The 17,474-nt window shown below is 72.0% G+C and carries 18 protein-coding genes; 9 read left to right on the top strand and 9 right to left on the bottom strand.

Going from position 1 to position 17,474, the window contains the following annotated elements:
* The first annotated feature begins 122 nt into the window (after window positions 1-122).
* Window positions 123-320, top strand: a complete 198-nt coding sequence (locus AB0J55_RS15130) for a hypothetical protein (RefSeq protein WP_364248107.1) — start codon at window positions 123-125, stop codon at window positions 318-320.
* Between the two features lie 13 nt (window positions 321-333).
* Here the strand turns inward: AB0J55_RS15130 and AB0J55_RS15125 are convergent, their stop codons facing one another.
* Together AB0J55_RS15125 and AB0J55_RS15120 are read right to left on the bottom strand one after the other, a co-directional pair.
* A complete protein-coding gene (locus tag AB0J55_RS15125) occupies window positions 334-1,323 on the bottom strand; it encodes a hypothetical protein (RefSeq protein ID WP_364248105.1) in 990 nt (329 codons plus the stop codon).
* A gap of 13 nt (window positions 1,324-1,336) precedes the next feature.
* Window positions 1,337-2,398, bottom strand: a complete 1,062-nt coding sequence (locus tag AB0J55_RS15120) for a zinc-binding alcohol dehydrogenase family protein (RefSeq protein WP_364248103.1) — start codon at window positions 2,396-2,398, stop codon at window positions 1,337-1,339.
* Between the two features lie 82 nt (window positions 2,399-2,480).
* Between AB0J55_RS15120 and AB0J55_RS15115 the strand changes: the two genes are divergently transcribed.
* On the top strand, window positions 2,481-3,260 hold the full coding sequence (locus AB0J55_RS15115; RefSeq protein ID WP_364248102.1) for a helix-turn-helix transcriptional regulator: 780 nt from the start codon (window positions 2,481-2,483) through the stop codon (window positions 3,258-3,260).
* Here the strand turns inward: AB0J55_RS15115 and AB0J55_RS15110 are convergent.
* A complete protein-coding gene (locus tag AB0J55_RS15110; protein ID WP_364248100.1) occupies window positions 3,236-3,811 on the bottom strand; it encodes a TetR/AcrR family transcriptional regulator in 576 nt (191 codons plus the stop codon). The two genes, AB0J55_RS15115 and AB0J55_RS15110, sit on opposite strands and share 25 nt — an antisense overlap.
* Window positions 3,812-3,863: 52 nt before the next feature.
* On the opposite strand from AB0J55_RS15110, the gene AB0J55_RS15105 reads away from it, so the two are divergent.
* Entirely contained in the window at window positions 3,864-4,859 is a 996-nt protein-coding gene (locus AB0J55_RS15105; RefSeq protein ID WP_364248098.1) for a hypothetical protein, read from the top strand.
* Here AB0J55_RS15105 and AB0J55_RS15100 read toward each other — a convergent pair.
* Window positions 4,850-5,572 carry an alpha/beta fold hydrolase gene (locus tag AB0J55_RS15100; RefSeq protein ID WP_364248096.1) on the bottom strand — a complete coding sequence of 241 codons (723 nt, stop codon included), beginning with the start codon at window positions 5,570-5,572 and terminating at the stop codon, window positions 4,850-4,852. The two genes, AB0J55_RS15105 and AB0J55_RS15100, sit on opposite strands and share 10 nt — an antisense overlap.
* Before the next feature lie 183 nt (window positions 5,573-5,755).
* Here AB0J55_RS15100 and AB0J55_RS15095 point away from each other — a divergent pair, with 183 nt between their 5' ends.
* The 3 genes from AB0J55_RS15095 (at window position 5,756) to AB0J55_RS15085 (ending at window position 8,833) form a co-directional block, all read left to right on the top strand.
* On the top strand, window positions 5,756-6,550 hold the full coding sequence (locus AB0J55_RS15095; RefSeq protein ID WP_364248094.1) for a hypothetical protein: 795 nt from the start codon (window positions 5,756-5,758) through the stop codon (window positions 6,548-6,550).
* A 39-nt stretch (window positions 6,551-6,589) separates the two neighbouring features.
* On the top strand, window positions 6,590-7,888 hold the full coding sequence (locus AB0J55_RS15090) for an alpha/beta hydrolase fold domain-containing protein (protein WP_364248092.1): 1,299 nt from the start codon (window positions 6,590-6,592) through the stop codon (window positions 7,886-7,888).
* Window positions 7,889-7,957: 69 nt separating this feature from the next.
* Window positions 7,958-8,833: an LLM class F420-dependent oxidoreductase gene (locus AB0J55_RS15085; RefSeq protein WP_364248090.1), complete on the top strand. Its 876-nt coding sequence runs from the start codon at window positions 7,958-7,960 to the stop codon at window positions 8,831-8,833.
* On the opposite strand, the gene AB0J55_RS15080 is transcribed toward AB0J55_RS15085, so the two are convergent.
* On the bottom strand, window positions 8,830-9,639 hold the full coding sequence (locus AB0J55_RS15080) for an alpha/beta fold hydrolase (RefSeq protein WP_364248088.1): 810 nt from the start codon (window positions 9,637-9,639) through the stop codon (window positions 8,830-8,832). The two genes, AB0J55_RS15085 and AB0J55_RS15080, sit on opposite strands and share 4 nt — an antisense overlap.
* Before the next feature lie 72 nt (window positions 9,640-9,711).
* On the opposite strand from AB0J55_RS15080, the gene AB0J55_RS15075 reads away from it, so the two are divergent.
* The 3 genes from AB0J55_RS15075 to AB0J55_RS15065 all read left to right on the top strand — a co-directional run bounded on the left by AB0J55_RS15075 (window position 9,712) and on the right by AB0J55_RS15065 (window position 12,511).
* Window positions 9,712-10,311 carry a TetR family transcriptional regulator gene (locus tag AB0J55_RS15075; protein WP_364248086.1) on the top strand — a complete coding sequence of 200 codons (600 nt, stop codon included), beginning with the start codon at window positions 9,712-9,714 and terminating at the stop codon, window positions 10,309-10,311.
* Between the two features lie 68 nt (window positions 10,312-10,379).
* Window positions 10,380-11,699 carry a hypothetical protein gene (locus tag AB0J55_RS15070; RefSeq protein WP_364248084.1) on the top strand — a complete coding sequence of 440 codons (1,320 nt, stop codon included), beginning with the start codon at window positions 10,380-10,382 and terminating at the stop codon, window positions 11,697-11,699.
* A gap of 158 nt (window positions 11,700-11,857) precedes the next feature.
* Entirely contained in the window at window positions 11,858-12,511 is a 654-nt protein-coding gene (locus AB0J55_RS15065) for a GTP pyrophosphokinase family protein (protein WP_364248082.1), read from the top strand.
* Here AB0J55_RS15065 and AB0J55_RS15060 read toward each other — a convergent pair.
* Genes AB0J55_RS15060 through AB0J55_RS15045 form a run of 4 tightly spaced genes read right to left on the bottom strand, consistent with a single transcriptional unit; the run spans window position 12,508 to window position 17,317 of the window.
* A complete protein-coding gene (locus AB0J55_RS15060) occupies window positions 12,508-13,134 on the bottom strand; it encodes a TetR/AcrR family transcriptional regulator C-terminal domain-containing protein (RefSeq protein WP_364248078.1) in 627 nt (208 codons plus the stop codon). The genes AB0J55_RS15065 and AB0J55_RS15060 overlap by 4 nt on opposite strands.
* On the bottom strand, window positions 13,131-14,432 hold the full coding sequence (locus AB0J55_RS15055) for a cytochrome P450 (protein WP_364248073.1): 1,302 nt from the start codon (window positions 14,430-14,432) through the stop codon (window positions 13,131-13,133). Before AB0J55_RS15055 ends, AB0J55_RS15060 begins: the two co-directional genes overlap by 4 nt.
* Before the next feature lie 45 nt (window positions 14,433-14,477).
* Entirely contained in the window at window positions 14,478-16,661 is a 2,184-nt protein-coding gene (locus AB0J55_RS15050) for a hypothetical protein (RefSeq protein ID WP_364248071.1), read from the bottom strand.
* Window positions 16,658-17,317, bottom strand: coding sequence for a DUF998 domain-containing protein (locus AB0J55_RS15045; RefSeq protein ID WP_364248069.1), 660 nt, complete (start codon window positions 17,315-17,317; stop codon window positions 16,658-16,660). The genes AB0J55_RS15050 and AB0J55_RS15045 overlap by 4 nt, the downstream gene beginning before the upstream one ends.
* Between the last annotated feature and the right edge of the window lie 157 nt (window positions 17,318-17,474).

Genomic DNA, 17,474 nt, shown 5'->3' with positions numbered 1-17,474 from the left:
CGTGTCCTGCCGTCCTTACCGTGAAGTACGCACAGTACCGGAAGAGTCGACCGGCCGACCGGAGTTGTTACGGGGTTTTCTGGGACCGGTGGCCGCCGCGAGGGACGAGAGGACCCGTTGAGATGAGCAAGAGCGCCAATCCGTCCAAGGCCAACGGGTCACGTCAGCCGGGGAAGAACCGGATCACGGTCGCGCTGGACGTGATCAAGGGGATCATGGTCGGCACCGGGACGCTGTACCTGACCACCGGCTCGATCGTCGTGACGGCGATCGGTGCGGTCATCGCCGTTCTGGGCGGCCTGTACCTGGTGGCACGGTGAACGAAGCCCCGGTCTACCCCGCGTCGGCGAGCCGCCGGGCGATCTCCCCGGCCGGGTAAGGCGTCTTCCGGCTTTCCCCGTGCAGTGCCACGTAGAACTCGTTCACCACGGCCGCGACCGGCGCATACCGGCTCAGCAGTTCCGCCTCCGCCGGCGGGAGGCCGGGCACCACCCGGCCCGCGGCGCACTCCCGGACGAAGGCGTGCCGGAGGCGGTAGTCCGGCTCCTCGACGAGCTTCCGGACGATCGTGTTGACGAGGTGGGTCAGCACGTACGCCCGGTCATGGGTTGCGTGGGTGGCGAGGAACTCCGCCTCCGCGGCCGACAGCTCGAATTCCGGGAACACCGCCAGGCCGAAGTCGGTGAGGTACAGCCGTTCGCCGTCGGTGAGGGTGTTCGTGAAGTGTGCGTCGAAGTGCTGGATGCCCTGGGCCGCCAGGAACTCCGTGATCCCGCGGAGGTCCCGGTGGGCCAGGCCGAGGTCGCCCGGGCGGTCGTCGAGCCACTGCGCGAGGGTGTGCGGGATGTGCTCCAGGAACAGCACCAGGTCCGCGGTCGCGCTGTCGAGGGCTTCGAGCCGGCGGCGCACGCCCGGGTCGTCGTGCCAGAACGCGATGTCCCGCGCCCGGTCCGTGCGAGGGCGCGGCAGGCCCGGCAGGACGCGCCAGTGGTGCAGCAGCGGGAAGTTCTCGCACTGTCCTGTTCGGACCCAGTCGTTCGCGCGGCGGTGCGCGGCCAGCTCGCGCCACGCCCCGCCGCCCGCCGAACCGACGCCGTAGTGGAACCACGGGGGCAGGCCGTACAGGTCGGCCGTCGACCCCTCGTGGCGCCGCTCGACGTCGGTGAGGGCGACCCGCTTGACGAAGACGGGCTCGCCGGCCACCGCGAGCTCCCAGGTCGACCCGCCGATTCCGCGGCCGAGCGGGCGGGCGGCGGTCAGGACGTCGTCGGATGCCCCGGCGAGGGCTGCGGCGATCCGGTCGTGGCGGGCCAGCCTGGTCATACCCCGACCGTACTCAGGGGCGGACCACCGTGAGGGCCAGGCGCCTCGGGCCGGTCGCCGCGTGGTCGAGCGCGGCGGCGATGTCGTCGAGCGGAAACTCCGTCACGGCGAACTGGCCGAGGTCGAGCAGGCCCGCGCGGGCCAGGGCGATCAGGCCCGCGGGCGCCGTTCGCGGGTGCATCCACTGGCCGCGCAGCGTGATGCTGTTGCGCATGAGCCAGCGGTACGGCACGGCGAGGTCGTCGCCGACGCCGCCCATCAGCACGATCCGGCCCCGCTCGCGGACCGTCATCGCCGCCGCGAGCACCGGGGCGGGGCCCGCCGACGGTGGCAGCAGGTCGAGGACGACGTCGATCGGGCCGGGGGCACCGCGGCGCAGGCTGTCGCCGCCGGTCAGGGGCACCGTCCGGACGCGGCTGCCGAACCGGCTTTCCAGGTCCGCCAACGCGGCCGCGTCGCGGCCGGGCGCCACCACGCACGCCGCGCCCATGGCCAGCGCAACCGCGACGGCCGCGCTGCCGAAGTGCCCGGTCGCCCCGCTCACCAGCACCGTCTCCCCGGCGCGGAGACCGGCCGCCAGGAGGCCGCCGTACGGAACCAGGCACACGGTGAGAGCGGCCCAGCGAGCGGCTTCGGCCGGGTCGACGGGCCCGAGCGGGACCGCGTTCTCCGTCGGGACGAGCACCTGCTCGGCGTACGCGCCGTGGCCGTAGTGCCGCTGCAGGAAAAGACCGCCGTCGCCGCGGCCGCTGAGCCCCTGGAGGGTGATGTCCGGGGTCAGCGCGTCGTCGCGGGACCGGATCGCCGGATCGCAGAGCACCCAGTCGCCGGGGGCCAGCCGGGTCGCGTCAGGTCCGGTCGCGCGCACCCGGCCGACCGCGCCGGCGCCGGGGACGACCGGCAGCGTCAGCTGGTAGTTGCGCTCCCCGCGGAACACCTCCGCCGCGTACGGCAGCACCGGTGCCGCGACGACGTCGACGAGTACTTCGCCCGTGCCCAGCACCGGCGCCGGAACGGTGTGCAGGGCCAGTGGTTTGCCGAATTCTTCGAGGACCGCGGCCTTCATTTCGCTCATGACCATGATCGTCGGACGAACCGGGGACCGCATCCAGCCCTGGTATCATCCTGGGATCGGAGAGTGCCACGCGGAGGTCGTCATGCCGGACGCGGCCCGGGCCGGGCTGGGGGAGTTCCTGCGGTCCCGGCGCGAACGGCTGAGCCCCGCCGCGCTCGGGCTGCCGGACCGGCGACGGCGGCGGACGCCCGGGCTGCGCCGCGAAGAGGTCGCCGAACTGGCCGGCATCGGCGTCGACTGGTACATCCGGCTCGAACAGGGCCGCACGGTCAGCCCGTCGTCCGAAACGGTCGAGGCCCTGGCGAGCGCCCTGCGCCTCGACGCCACCGAGCGGGCCCACCTGCGCGAGCTGGCGCTGAACCCGGCCCGGACGGCGTTCACCCTCGAGCGGGTCCCCGAGGCCACCCGGCGGCTCGTCGAAAGCCTGGCCGAGCCCGCGTACGTCACGGGCCGCCGCTGGGACGTGCTGGCCTGGAACCGCGCGGCGGACGAGCTGTTCGGCGATCTCGGCGCCCAACCGGAAGCCGACCGGAACATCCTGGTCTGGCTGCTGCTCGGCGAGCGGGCCCGGCGCTTGTTCGGCGACGGCTGGGCCGCGCAGGCCCGGCACGTGGTCGCGCAGTTCCGCGCCGCGCACGACCTGTGGGCCGGTGATCCCGCGTTCACCGGGCTGGCGGCCCGGCTGCAGGCCGGCTGCCCGGAATTCGCAACCTGGTGGGGCCGGCACGACGTCGGCCACAGTGGACCCGGCCGCAAGACGCTGTACCTGCCGGAGTCGCGGGAGTTCGACTACGCGACCTTCCAGGCCGCCGAGGATCCGGCGCTGCGCTTGACGATCTACGCGCCCACCAGGGGCAGGTAGACCTCGTCGACGAGCTCGACGAGCACGTCGTCGTCCACTGTGGTCAGTCCGCGGGTGAGGAACTCGTTGCGCAGCAGCACGAGCGCCACGGTGGCGACGCGGGGGTGGCGGGCCCCGGGGCGTGCTTCGCCACGCGCGACGGCTCGTTCGACGATCGCGAGCCAGGGTTTCGTGCCGCCTTCGGCAGCCTGCTGGTGCAGCTGTTCCCGCAGCTGCGGCTCGTCGCCGACACCGGTCAGGAGCCCGCGCAGGACCCGGGCGGCAGGGGAGGTCTGGCCGCAGTTGATCGCCCGCAGCAGGCCCAGTGCGTCGTCGCGGAGGTTCCCGGTGTCGGGCGGTTCGAGGGTGTCCGCGGCCAGGTGCCGGTAGGCGGCGACGCCGAGCGCGGCGCGGTTCGGCCAGCGGCGGTAGATCGCGTTCTTGTTGGTGCCGGCGCGCTGGGCGACCCGTTCCATGGTCAGGCCGGGGTAGCCCGCTTCGGCGAGCTCGTCCGCGGCCGCACGCAGGATCGCCTCCTCCAGTTCGGTGCCCCGGCGCCGGGTCTTCGTCATGGGACCACTCTACGGTACGGTACGGACCGTACCTTAATGACTGGAGGAGACCATGCGAGCCAAGGGCATCGGCTACGACACGGGACTGGCACGCGGCGGCCAGTTCAACCGCCCGTTCGACCCGGACCTGGTCCGCCGCGAGCTGACGATCATCCGCGACGAGCTGCACTGCACGGCCGTCCGGCTGATCGGCACCGACCTCGACCGCATCGAATCCGCCGCCGGCGCGGCCGCGGCACTCGGGCTGGAGGTGTGGTTCTCGCCGTTCCCGTGGGACCGCACGCCGGAGGAGATCCTGGACCTCCTCGCCGACGGCGCGGCCCGGGCCGAACGCCTGCGCGCCGCGGGTGCCGAGGTCGTGTTCGTCACCGGCGCCGAGCTGAGCCTGTTCAACCACGGCTTCCTGCCCGGTGACGACATCCCCGCGCGGGTCTCGCACCTCATCGCGTCACCGGAGCTGCGCGAGAGCCTTCCGTTGCGGGTCAACGAGTTCCTCGCTCGCGCGGTCGAGGCGGTGCGCGCCCGCTTCGGCGGCCGCGTCACGTACGCGGCGGTTCCCCTGGAGCAGGTCGACTGGGCGCCCTTCGACATCGTTTCGGTGGACGCCCATCGCTCCAAGGAGGTCGAGCACCTCTACCGCGAGGGTGTCCGGAGCCTGGTCGCGGCGGGCAAGCCGGTCGCGATCACGGAGTTCGGCGTGACGCCGTACCGCGGCGCGGCGGACCTGGGCGCCCGCTGCGGCGAAATCCTCGAGTACGAAGGCGACACCCCGGTCCGGCTGAACGGCGAGTACGTCCGGGACGAGGAGGAGCAGGCCCGCTACCTGCGCGAACTCGTCGCGATCTTCACGGAAGAGGGCGTCGACGCGGCCTTCGCCTGCACGTTCGTGTGCTATGGGCTGGTGCACCGGGCCGATCCCCGGGCCGACCTGGACATGGCGAGCTGGGGGGTGGTGAAGGTGCTGGAGGACGGGACGGGGCAGACGTACCCGGGCGTTCCGTGGGAACCCAAGGCGGCCTTCGGCGCGCTGGCGGACTGCTACGCCTGAGCCAGGAACTCCGCCATCGCGTCCGTCAGTTCCGGGCTGCTCATGGCCGTGAAGTGGTCGCCCGGCACCCGGGCGAACCGGCTGTCCGGGAGGGCCGCGGCGAGGGCGTCGGCGGTGGCGTGGCCGTCGTCCTCGTCGCCGACGAGGACCAGGGTGGGCGTCGTGATCCGGTGCAGGTCCGGCGTCGGCACGTGGGTGCCGAGGACGTGCCGCAGGGCCACCGGATCCCCGCCGCCCTGCCGGAGCCAGTACGCGGGCGACCCGGGTTCGACGGGCTCGCCGTCGGTCAGCGCGCGGTGGTAGGTGCCGGTGCGGGACGTCGTGCGCTGCACGGCGTCGAGCCCCTGGCCCGCCACGATCGCGCGGCCGGGGCGGGCCCCGCGGGCGAGCAGGCGCAGCACCACCCGGCCGCCGTACGAGTAGCCGCCCAGGTCGTACTCGCCTTCCTCGACGCCGAGGTGGCCGAGCAGGGCGAGGCCGTCGTCGGCCAGGATGTCGGGAGGGTACGCCGACGGGTCGTGCGGGGCCGCGCTCGCGCCGTGGCCGCGCAGGTCCGGGAGGATCACCCGGTGCCCGCGGTCCGCGAGCGCCGCCGCCGGGCCGAGCCAGTCGCGGCCGGAGCCGGTGAACCCGTGGAACAGCACCAGTGCCCGCCCGCGGCCGAGTTCGCGGTAGGCGAGCTCCCGGCCGTCGCCGGCCCGGAAGTTTTCCATGCCGCCCAGCCTACAGCCGTCTGATGATTTCTTGGCGAACCACGGTGCTAACTGGGTCGGCATTGACATCGAGCGGTTGGCCTTCTAACTTCATAGCGCAAGACATCGGATGTCCAGCCCGGTTTGCCGGGTCCGTCCGCCGGCCGATGTGCACCCCTGCTCGCCAGGAAGGACACACCGACGATGCCGGAATTCCCCCGCCGGACGGCCCTGCGTTCGCTCGCCGTCTCGGTCCTCGCCGTCCCGATCGTGCTGGGCACGGCCGTGCCCGCCCACGCGGCCCCGCTGTGGCACCCCGACCCCGCCACCGACGGCCTGAAAGCCTTCGAGGGCATCGAAGCCGACCGCGGCAACCACCACCCCGACCGCAAGTACGTCGTCGTCGAAGGCGACCACTACCGGTTCAACATCTGGAAGGACGACCGCGACACCACCGGTGGCGGCGACCGCCAGCGCACCGAGTCGAAAGGCATGGTGCAGAACGGTTCCACGCTGAAGATGCACAATGGCGAGACGTGGACGATCTCCTACGAGATGTACATCCCGGCGTCGCTGCACGGCACCAGCAAGTTCACCCACATCTTCCAGACGAAGACGCCGTCGACCAACGGCGGCCCGTGGGTGACGCTGGACCTGACCCGCAGCGGCAGCAAGGAGATGCTCAACGCGCGCGCCTACGCCAACTCGGGTTCCCCGAGCATCGCGGCCACGGACCTGTCCCCGCTGCGGGACAAGTGGATCACGATCGAGTGGACGTTCACGCCGGGCTCGAAGGGCAAGGCCGCGTGCGTCATCCGCAACGGCACGGGATCCGGCGCGCCGGTCGCCGCGCAGGGCAGCATGAGCAACGTGAACATCCCCGACCAAGGCGACTACGTCCGCCCGAAGTGGGGGATCTACCGGTCGGTCGAGAGCGCGTCGTCCGACATCCTCGACACCTACCTGCTGTTCCGGAACTACACGGCGGCGCGCAAGTAGCCGTGGCGAAGGCCGCCGGTCCGGGGTGACACTGGCGGGATGAAGGTCGTCGGCGGGCAGTGGAGCACCTCCCGCCCGTCGACGGCCTCACCGCCCCCCGTGCGCCGCGGCCCGCTGCTGGTCACGGCCGTTTTCGCCGCGCTCGGCGGCGCCCTGATCCCGGCGGCCGCGGTCCCCGCCCTCTGGCGGATCTGGCAGCTGTACGCGATGTTGTTCGGCGCCGTCGCGGCCGTCGAGCTCGTCGCCGTCGTCGCGGTGACCGGGTGGCCGACACGCAGGACGGCGCACTTCGCCGCCCTCACGGCGTTCGCCGGGCTCGCTCTCTGGGTGCTCAGCAGGCCGCTGGGGCTGCTGACGCGGTTCGACCCCTGGCAGCCCGCGGACACGGTGGCCGGGTTCACCGACTGGGTGGCCGCCGGGCTGCAGGTCGTCGCGGTGCTCGGGTTCCTGTTCGTGGCCCGGCGCCGGGCGCACCCGCGCCCGTCGGCGCTGCGGCGGGTTTCGGCGTGGATCGCGCTGTTCCCGGTGCTCGTGCTGGTCATCGTGACCGGCGCGGCGGGCACGCTCGCCGCGGGGGACGGCCTCACCGGCACCAGCGCCTCGACGCTGCTCGACAGCGGCCCGGGCACGGTCGAATACTGCCGTCCCGACGGGATCCCGCTGGCGATGGACATCTCCCGGCGGCCGGGCGGGCCGCCGGCTCCGGTGGTGCTCTTCCTGCACGGCGGCGGGCTGGTCTTCGGCAACCGCAAGCCCACCGGCCCCGGCGCCCTGCTCGGCGGCGCACGCTCCGGCCCGCTGCGCGACGAGCTGACGGCCCGCGGGTTCGCGGTCGCCGCGATCGACGTCCGGCTCACCCCCGCGGCACCGTGGCCGGCCCCGCTCGCCGACGCCCGGTGCGCAGTGCGGTTCCTCAAGGCCAACGCGGCCGCCCTGGACGTCGACCCCGCCCGGATCGCGGTGTGGGGCACCGGCACCGGCGGCACCCTGGCGTCCCTGCTCGGCGTCGACCGCGGTCCGGACACCGGCCAGTATCCGGGCCGGGACAGCACGGTCCGCGCGGTGGCCGCGGTCGCGGCCCCCGCGGACTTCGGCCTCGCGGGCCTGGACCCGCTCACCCGCGCCTCGATCCTGCTCGCGCTCGGCCGGTCACCCGCCACCCTGCAGGCGGCGAGCCCGCTGGCGCACGCCGGCCCGGGTGCCCCGCCGTTCCTGCTCGACGGCGGCCGGAAGTCAGGCGAGTTCGCGGCCCGGCTGCGCGCGGCCGGGGTTCCGGTGACCGAGGGCCCGGTGTCCGATCGCGACACCGCCGCGTTCTTCGCCGCGGCCCTGCGCTGAGGACTTGCGCTGGAGCGCGCTCCAGGTCCTAGCGTGGGGGCACGCCGACCACGTCAGGAGCACGTTCCCATGGAACTCGGTTTCCACCTTCCCATCTTCGACATCGACGGCGGGACCACCGCCATCGCCGGTGAGCTCGCCCGCGTGGGCGCCGCGGCGGAAGAGGCCGGGGCGACCTGGCTGTCCTTCATGGACCACTACTTCCAGATCGAGCCCACCGGCCTGCCCGCCGAGGCGCACATGCTGGAGGGCTACACCACGCTCGGCTACCTCGCCGCGCACACGTCCCGGATCGACCTGGGCCTGCTCGTCACCGGGGTGACCTACCGGCACCCGGGGCTGCTCGCGAAGATCGTCACCACGCTCGACGTCCTTTCCGGCGGCCGGGCCACCCTCGGCATCGGGGCCGCCTGGTTCGAGCGCGAGCACCGGGGGATGGGCGTGCCGTTCCCGCCGGTCGCCGAGCGGTTCGAGCGGCTGGAGGAGACCCTGCGCATCTGCCGGCAGATGTGGGACCCGGCGGACAACGGCCCGTTCGAGGGCAAGCACTACCAGCTGGCCGAGACGCTCTGCTCGCCACAGCCGATCAACCGGCCCAAGGTGCTCATCGGCGGCGCCGGCGAACGCAAGACGCTGCGCCTGGTCGCCCAGTACGGCGATGCGTGCAACCTCTTCGCCAGCTCGCCGTCGGACGTCGAGCACAAGCTGGACGTGCTGCGCCGCCACTGCGACGACGCCGGCCGCGACTACGACAGCATCCGCAAGACGATCCTCGCCAACAACCCGCGTCCGACGCCGGAAACCCGCGACGAGTTCGTCCGCTCGATGGCGGACTACGCGAAGCTCGGCGTGCAGGCGGCGATCGTCACGCCGACGACCGGCTCGCCCGCGGCGTGGATCGAGGGCATGGCCCCGGCGGTGCCGCAGCTGGCCGAACTCGGCTAACCGGCCAGGATCCGCGCGGTGACCAGCTCCGGTCGCTGCAGCGGCAGGGCGTGCGTCGTCCGCGGCACGATTTCGACGTCGAACAGCGGGTTGAGCTCCCGCACCCGCTGTTCGACGTCCCGCACGGCGTGGAGCACGCTGCGTTCGGCCAGGACGAGCCGGACGGGGACGGTGATCGCGCGCAGCTGCTCGTCGGTGAACAGGTACTCCCGCGGGTGGTGGGCGCGGTACTTCAGGCCGCCGAACAGCAGCGGACGGAAGGTGCGCCGGACCGCCGCGCGGGGGCGGGGGTCGAACCAGGTGGCGATTTCCCGCACGCTCCACCGGATGAAGCTCCACCCGATCGGCGCGAAGCCGGGTGGCTCGATGGCGACCACGCTCGCGATCCGGCCGGGGCTGCGGGCGGCCAGGGTGAGGGCCAGCCACGCGCCGCGGGACACCCCGGCGAGCAGGAACTTCTCGTGGCCGAGGCCGTCGAGGACGTCCTGGAGCCAGTCGGCGCAGTCGTCGCCGGTCTCGGTCGGCCGCGTCTGGCGTGACCGCCCGGGTTCGCCGATCGTGTCGACGGCGTACACCCGGTGGTGCGCGGCCAGGTCGGCGACGTGCGGGTACCACGACAGCGACGTGCCCATGGCGCCGGACAGCAGCACGATCGGCGGGCCTTCGCCGCTCGCCCGGACGTGGGTCGGCCCGTAGCGCGTGCCGACGTCGAGATCTCGGGCCGGCACCGGCCAGCGGGCGGCGATCCGGTCGTAAGCGGCCAGGTACCGCTCTTCGCTGCGGGCGTTCTTGAAACTGCCGATCATGAATCCCTCCCCAGGTTTTCATAGTGCAGATGCACGATAACAGATCGTGGTCGGGTGTGGCAGGGTGAACCCGTGCCGAAACGCGTGGACCACCAGCAGCGCCGTCGGGAGATCGCGGAGGCGCTGTTCCGGGTCGCCGCCCGGGGCGGGGTGCCGGCGGTGACGCTGCGTGCCGTCGCCGCGGAGGCCGGGATCTCGATGAACCTGGTGCAATACTACTTCCCGGCCAAGGACGACATGCTGCGGTTCGCCTGGCGGCGGATGGTGGAGCTGAGCGTCGAACGGGCGACGGCCGAGGTCGGCCGCGCGCTGGAGAGCGGCGACGAGCGTGCGGTGGTGCGGGCGTACCTGGCGGCGGTGCTGCCGTCCGACGAGCGCACCCGGCTGCTGGCCGCGGTCCAGATCGCGTACTTCGCCGCCGACGTCACCCGCGGCGGCCCGCATCCGGACGAGGAAGCGTTGCTGCCCCATCTGGTGCGCGGGCTGGCGGAGCAGATCTCCTTGGCGCAGCGGGGAAACCGCGTCAACCCAGCGCTGGATGCGGACATGGAGGCCGGCGCGCTCGCCACGATGGCCGCCGGCCTGGTGACCGGAATCCTCGGGGGAGCTTACACCGCCGAAGCGGCTTTCGCTCTCGTCGACTACCGGATCGCGCAGCTGTTCCGTCCATAAAGGACTGTGAACCACCCGGCCCGCGGGGCCGTGTGCCCGGGTGAGGTGGCGACCGAAAGGAGGGGCTGATGCCCCACGTGCGCACGGCAGGACGACACCGCAAACCCGCGACGATCGGGCTGGCGGCGCTGCTGGGAGTCGCAGGCGCAACCGCGACGGCCATTGCGTTGACCAGCCCGGCGGGCAACGCGGCGACGGAGAGCTGTGGTGGCCTGGACACGGCGTTGCAGAACAATCTGAGTTTCATCGCGGGCCAGCAGGCCGCCCCGGACGCCCAGTCGCCGGCCCGCATCGCCAACCGCCAGGCGGTGGTCACCCAGCTCCAGCAACGCCGCGAGGCGGCGGGCTGCGCGGGCCAGGTGAAGGCGAACGAGGTGGTGGCCCAGTGCGCGGCCATCGCCGAAGCGGCCGAAGCGGCGGACGCCAAGGCGGAACAGGACGGCGGGATGGCCGCCGGGAAGAGCGCGGCCGGCCGGCAGAAGGGCATGGCGGGCAAGAAGAACGCGGCGGCCGGCAACGGCGCGGCCGACGAGAACGGCATGGCAGGCAAGAAGAACGCGGCATCCGACGAGAACGGCATGGGTGCCGAGAAGAACGCGGCGGCCGACGAGAACGGCATGGCCGACGAGAACGGCATGGCCGCGCAGAATGGCATGGCCGCGCAGAACGGCGCGGCCAAGAACGGCGTGGCAGCGAAGAAGGGCGCGGCGGCCGAGAAGGGTGCCGCCGACGAGAACGCCATGGCCGGCCAGCAGAACGCGGCCGATCAGGACGCCGCGGCCGCCTGCGCGGTGGTCCAGAAGTGCCTGGCCCAGGCCGCCGGCATGGCCGACGCCAACGGGATGGCGAACAAGAACGGCAAGGCCGAGGAGAATGGCGCCGCCGACGAGAACGGCATGGCCAACGGGAACGGCATGGGCGGCAAGAACAACGCTTCCGGCCAGAACGGGATGGCCGACGAGAACGGCATGGGCGGCAAGAACAAGGCTGCCGACCAGAACGGGATGGCCAACGGGAACGGCATGGCCGACCAGAACGGCATGGCCGCTCAGGAAGGCGCCGCGGATCAGAACGGCATGGCCGCCCAGAACAAGGCGTCCGACCAGAACGGCATGGCTGCCGAGAACCAGGCCGCCGGCAAGAAGGGCAAGGCCGGCAAGCAGGAAGCCGCCCAAGCGGAGCAGAACGGCATGGCCGCCCAGCAGAACGCGGCCGATCTCTCCGCGCAGGACTGCGCGGCCGTCCTGGACTGCGTCTCCCAGGCCGCCGAGCCCGCTGCCGCGGCGCAGCAGCAGGGCATGGCCGCCGAGGACGACAAGCAGGCCGAGAACAAGCAGGCCGGTGCGGTCGCCGCCCAGTGCGTCGCCGCCGCCGGAACCGGGCGCTGAGCTGCGTTTCCGGCCCGGACCGGGAGACCCCGGTCCGGGCCGGAGCTGCCCCGATCCGGTGACCGGCGGGAACTCCGGCCCGTCGCCGTTCGTTGACCACGGAGAGCGCAGTACCCTGGCGCTCGGAAAACGACCGACGACAGCACGACGAGGCTTCAGTGACCACCGACCCGGCGGCCGAGGACGCTTCCCTGCGCGAGGCGGCCGACGAGCTCGCCGTCGCCGGGCAGCTTCCGCGGTTCCTCCTGATGTACAAGTTCGCCATCGAAGAGCTGATGACGAAGCTGCGGATCCTCAGCGAGGAGTTCGACTTCGTCCACCAGCACGACCCGATCGAGCACATCACGAGCCGGGTGAAGCGGCCCGAGGCGATCAAGGAAAAGGTGCACCGCCGAGGGCTCGGCGGCGACTGGGTCTCCGCCGCCCACGTGCTCGACGACATCGCCGGGATCCGGGTGGTCTGCCCGTTCGTGTCCGACGTCTACGAGGTCGCGCGCATGCTCACCGCGCAGGACGACGTCGAGCTGCTGCGCACCAAGGACTACATCACGAGCCCGAAGGCGAACGGCTACCGCAGCCTGCACCTCATCGTCCGCATCCCGGTGTTCCTCTCCGACCGCGTCGAAAAGGTCAAGGTCGAGGTGCAGCTGCGCACGATCGCCATGGACTTCTGGGCGGCGGTCGAGCACAAGCTGTCGTACAAGTACCGCGACAGCGTCCCGCCCGACTTCGCGGGCGAGCTGGCCGCAGCGGCGCGGACGGCGGCCGACCTCGACAGCCGGATGGCCGCCCTGCACGAGCGGATCCGCTAAGGCTCAAGAGCGTCGAGCAGGATCCCCAGCCCGAATTCGAACTCCGCTTCGTGGTCGCACACGGCCAGGAACGGCGCGGCCGCCGCGACAGCGGGCAGCCCGGAGCCTTCGAGCTCGGCGAGCCGGTGCGCGCCGCTGAACGTCGGCGCCGCCTCGACCTCGCGCATCAACGTGCCGAAGAGGAACGCCAGCACCGCGCGCAGCCCGTGCACCGCGCGGTCGGGCGGGAAACCCGCCGCGAGCAGCGGCGCGAGCACCGCCTCCACCGGCGTCAGCGCCGTCATCGACGCCAGGCGGCGGCTGAGCACGAGCGGCGCGGCCCGCGGGTGGCCGAGCATCGCGGCCCGGAAGCCGTGGGCCAGCGCGGACATCGTCTCCCGCAGGCCCGCGTCCGGCGGCGGCGCCGGGATCGCGGCGAGCAGCACCTCGGCGATCCCGTCCAGCAACGCGTCCTTGCCGTCGACGTGGTTGTACAGGCTCATCGGGTCGACGCCGAGCCGGCGCGCGAGCTTGCGCATGCTCACCGCGGCCAAGCCCTCTTCGTCGACCAGGGCGAGCCCGGCGAGCAGGATCCGTTCGCGCGACAGGACGCTCCGGGGTGGCCGTCCGCGCCGGGTCGTCACGGCGCGAGAACGGCCGGCAGGTTCTCGTACCCGCGCAGGATCCGCGTCGACCGGCGGCGGCCGCCGGGTAGCACGCGCAGCCCGGGGAACCGGTCGAAGATCGTGCGCAGCCCGATTTCGCCCTCCATCCGCGCCAGCGAGGCACCCAGGCAGTGGTGGCGGCCGGCGCCGAACGACACGTGGTCGCGCGCGCCGTCGCGGGTGACGTCGAAGACACCCGGGTCGGCGAACACCCCGGGGTCGCGGTTCGCGCCGGCCAGCACGGTGGTCACCAGCGCCCCGCGCGGCAGCGGAACGCCGGCGACCTCGGTGTCGCGCGTGGCCAGGCGCCCGGTCAGCAGGACCGGCGGGTCGTAGCGGAGCACCTCCTCGACGGCGTTGCCCCACAGTTCGGGCCGTTCGCGCAGCACGGCGAGCTGCCCGGGGTCGCCGGCGAGCAGGGCGATCCCGCTGCCGAGCAGGTTGACGGTCGTCTCGAAGCCGGCCGCCAGCACCAGGCCGGCGGTGGACTTCAGCTCGGTTTCGGTGAGCCCGACCCCGCCGTCGCGGGCGGCGACGAGCTTGCTGAACAGATCGTCGCCGGGGTGCCGGCGCAGGTGGTCGAGGTGTTCGCCGAGCCAGGTGTCGAACTCGGCGAGCGCGGTTTCGACGTCGCGGAAGGTCCGCCAGCCGAGCCCGAGGTCGAGGCTGGGGGCGGCGGCCGCGCCGAGGGACAGCACCTTGCCCAGGTCGGACGGCGGCACGCCGAGGATCTCGCTGATGACCGTCACCGGCAGCAGGCCGCAGTAGGACTCGACGAGGTCCAGCGGGCGCGCGGGATCGAGCCCGTCGAGCAGGCTGTCGGCGATTTCCTGCACGCGGCCGCGCAGCTGTTCGACGGCGCGGACGGTGAACACGCCGGTGACGAGCTTGCGGTAGCGGGTGTGTTCGGGCGGGTTGACGGCGAGCAGCGACGGCGGCCGCACGGGGTGCAGGTGCTCCCCGGACGCCCATTCGGCGAGCCGCCCGAGCGCGGAGCCGTCGGACCCGATGATCCCGACCCGGAAATCGTCGCTGGAGAGCACTTCCCGCACGGCGGCGTGCGTGGTGGTCATCCACCCGAACCGAGTCCGCGCAAGCGGCCCGGCGGCCCGGATTTCCTCGAACAGCCCGAGGAGATCCCGCCCTTCGGCCGCGTCGACGACCATGCGTCCCTGCAGGTCCCCGCGCCGGGCTTCCCGCCGCAGGACGGTCCGGGGCAGCGCGTGGCCGAGGCTCCAGCGCACGACGGGTTTCGTCCAGGCCAGGGCTCCGGTCATGACAGTCCCTCCGGTCGGCGTACCTACAGTGTAGGTTATCGCCGGTCAGGCGGGTTTCCGGATGAGCCCGGTGTACCCGGCGAGGGCGAGGGTGGCGAGCCCCCAGACCGCGGCCTGGATGAGCCAGATCAGCAGGGTGAGCCACTGGCCGGCGGTGGTTTCGGTGTTGAGATCGCACCGGCTACGGACACCGGTGGGGGAGAGCGGAAGGCCCCGGTCGAGTCCGACGCCGATGAGTTCGACGGTGGTGCAGGGGTGTCCTGCGGGTTCGGCGAAGCTGGTCACGCGTTCGGCGGCGTGGTGGGTGCCGTCGGTGATGTGGCCGGCGAGAAGGCCGACGGTGACGGCGGCGAGGAGGGCGATGGCGAGGGCAGCGGCGGTGCGCCGGGCTCGGTAGCCGTAGCCGGCGAGGACGCCCCAGGAGCGGTGGAAGAAGCGGGTGAGACGGCCGCCGATGGCGGCTGAGTCGCGGCGTTGGAGGTCTTGCTGCTGGGTGATGAGGATGTGGCGGGCATTGCCGTCGTGCCCTGCTGCTCGCTCGGCGGCGGCGAGCTTCTGGTATGGCGATGGGGTGTACCACATCGTGTGGAAGCGGATCAGGTGGAGCCACTCCCGCCAGGTGAGGGAAGCCAGCGATCCGAAAGTGAAGTCATCTACGGCGATCCTGGCAGGCCAGAGGCAAGAACGGCCGGTTGGCTGCGGGCAGACGAGTTGCCATGGCAGGAAGACCGGGCTGTCGGTTCGAGCGCCGTTGAGGACGATGGTGATACCGCGGGCGTTGTGGATCCGCTTGGCGGTCAGATCGAGTTGGCCCGTGATCTTCGCTGCGGGCAGGCGAAAAGCCCCGAGTTCGCCGTCGCCCGTGATTCGCGCTCCTTCGAAGGTCAAGTTGTTCCCTACGGTCAGCCGGTCCGCCACGAACCCGGGACCGGATTTGTTCGTGATCAGAACGTTGGTGCAGGTGAGCTGGCTTTCCAGGCGGGCGTTGATCAAGCGAGCTGTCCCCAAGGGGCCGGCGCCGGTGAACCGGGCCCCGCTCAGGAAGGTGTTGTCTTCGACGTGGACACTGTCCGCGGTGAGCGCAGGACCGGATCCGTTGACGACCCAGGCGCCTTCGGCGGTGAACTGGCCCCCGACGCTCGCGCTCGGGATGCGGAGCGTGCCGTCTTCGCCGGCACCGGTGAGCCGGGCGTTCCTCAAGTTCAAGTCATTGCTCACCCGCAGGCCATCCGCCACGACTGCCGGCCCGGACAGATTGGTGATATCAAGTTCGTTGCCGTGCCACTGGCCGTTGATTGTCGCTCCTGACAGACGAAGTGCCCCGTCTTCACCGGCGCCGACGATGCGCGTCTTGGTGAGCAACAGGCTGCTGCCGGTACTGATGTTGTCAGCTGCAATGGCCGGACCGGAGAGGTTGCTGATCACACAGCCTGCGAGTTGGGCTTGGTCGCCGATTCTCGCAGCCAGGATGCGTATCGCACCGTGTCGGCCGGTGCCATCGAACCGTGCGTTCGCCAGCTGCAGGTCGCTGTCGACCTGCAGCCCTTCGGCTTGGAAAGCGGGCCCCGAACTGCTCGACATTCGCGAACCGGTGGCGATCAGCTGTCCGCCGACGTGGGCGTCCAACAGCCGGAGTGCCCCGAGTCCACCGGTTCCATGGATGCGTGCGCGCCGGAGGAGAAGGTCACCGTCGACGTGCAAACGGTCGGCATCGATGGCGGGGCCGAAATCATTGTGCACTCTGAGATCGGTGCAGTCGAGTGCACCGATGTGGGCGCTCCGCAGGAGCAGAGGGCTGAAGGCGCCCCTGTTGACGGCATGCGTCCGGGCCAGGTTCAGCACGCCCTCGATACGGGTCCGGTTCGCGTAAACGTGGTCGATCCGGCATTCGATGCAGGCCAGGTTGGGAATGCGCGCATCGATGGCGGAGAACGAGCCTTTGATCGTGCACCGCGCCAGGTACAGTCCGCACACAGCCTTGACGTGCGACAGATCCAGCTCGCCGCTGATCCGCGCCCCGACCAGCCGCACACCCCGCGGATCCAGCTCCCCGTGCCGCCCCAGCAGCAGCTCCCGGATGAACCGCCCCCGCACCTCCGGCCCGGCGACCACCACCAGGTGCACCGGCAACGCGCTGACCTGCGCAGTCACCCCGCGCCGCGCGCAGTCAAGCAACTCCAGCTCAGGCGCGGTCAGATCACTCAGAACCGGCAGGGGATCTCCACTCACTCCCGCCTAGTCGCGAACCGCCCATCCGCAGTTACCGGCGCCAACAACACCGCCAGCGCCACCAGCTCCGTCAACGCCATCCCGCGCTCCACCAGCCCGAGCGGGATCAACGTCCACCACCGCCCGCCCGACACCGCCGCCACCACGACCGCGCCCAGGATCACCGCGAACCACCCCAGGGACGCCACCGCCAGCACTCGAGCCAGCCAACGGCGTCCCGGCGACGACGGGAACGCCGTCCGCGCCGCCACCAGGACCGCCAGGGGCAACGCCACGAACGCCACCACGCTCGCGATCCGGTGCAGCGTGCCGCCGAAGTCCGCGCGGGAGACCGTGGCCCAGTCCGGCTTGGGGAACGCCACGATGACCAGCAACCCGACCGTCCACAGTGTCCCCAGGATCGCCGCCGGTGCCGGTAATCGCCCTTGGCGGTGCAAAACCGACAGGCCCGCTGCCGAGCCCAGGGCGACCAGGACCACCGCCAGGTCGAACACCCACTTGTGGTCGGACAGGCCGTACTCGCTGATCGTGCGGCGGGTCGCGCTGATCTCGTCCGTCGGCGGGATGACCTGCAGCAGGAGCACCAGGCCCGCGCCGACCACCAGCGCCGCGATGCCGGCCAGGGAGACCGCTCGTCGCGCAGGGATGGTGACCATGGACCGACAGTAGCCGACCGGTGGTTGAACTCCCCGTGAAAAGCCTGGTCAACGTGTACGACTTACGGCGGTTACCGCAGCCGGATTTCCTCCATTATGGTCCCTCGCTACCGGTAGGTCCGTCCTGCCGGCCTCGGTCAAGGAGGTCGCTTCCTGT

It is taken from the genome of Amycolatopsis sp. NPDC049688 (genome assembly GCF_040674975.1).
Classification (GTDB): Bacteria; Actinomycetota; Actinomycetes; order Mycobacteriales; family Pseudonocardiaceae; genus Amycolatopsis.
This window is presented reverse-complemented; position numbering and strand designations above follow the sequence as displayed.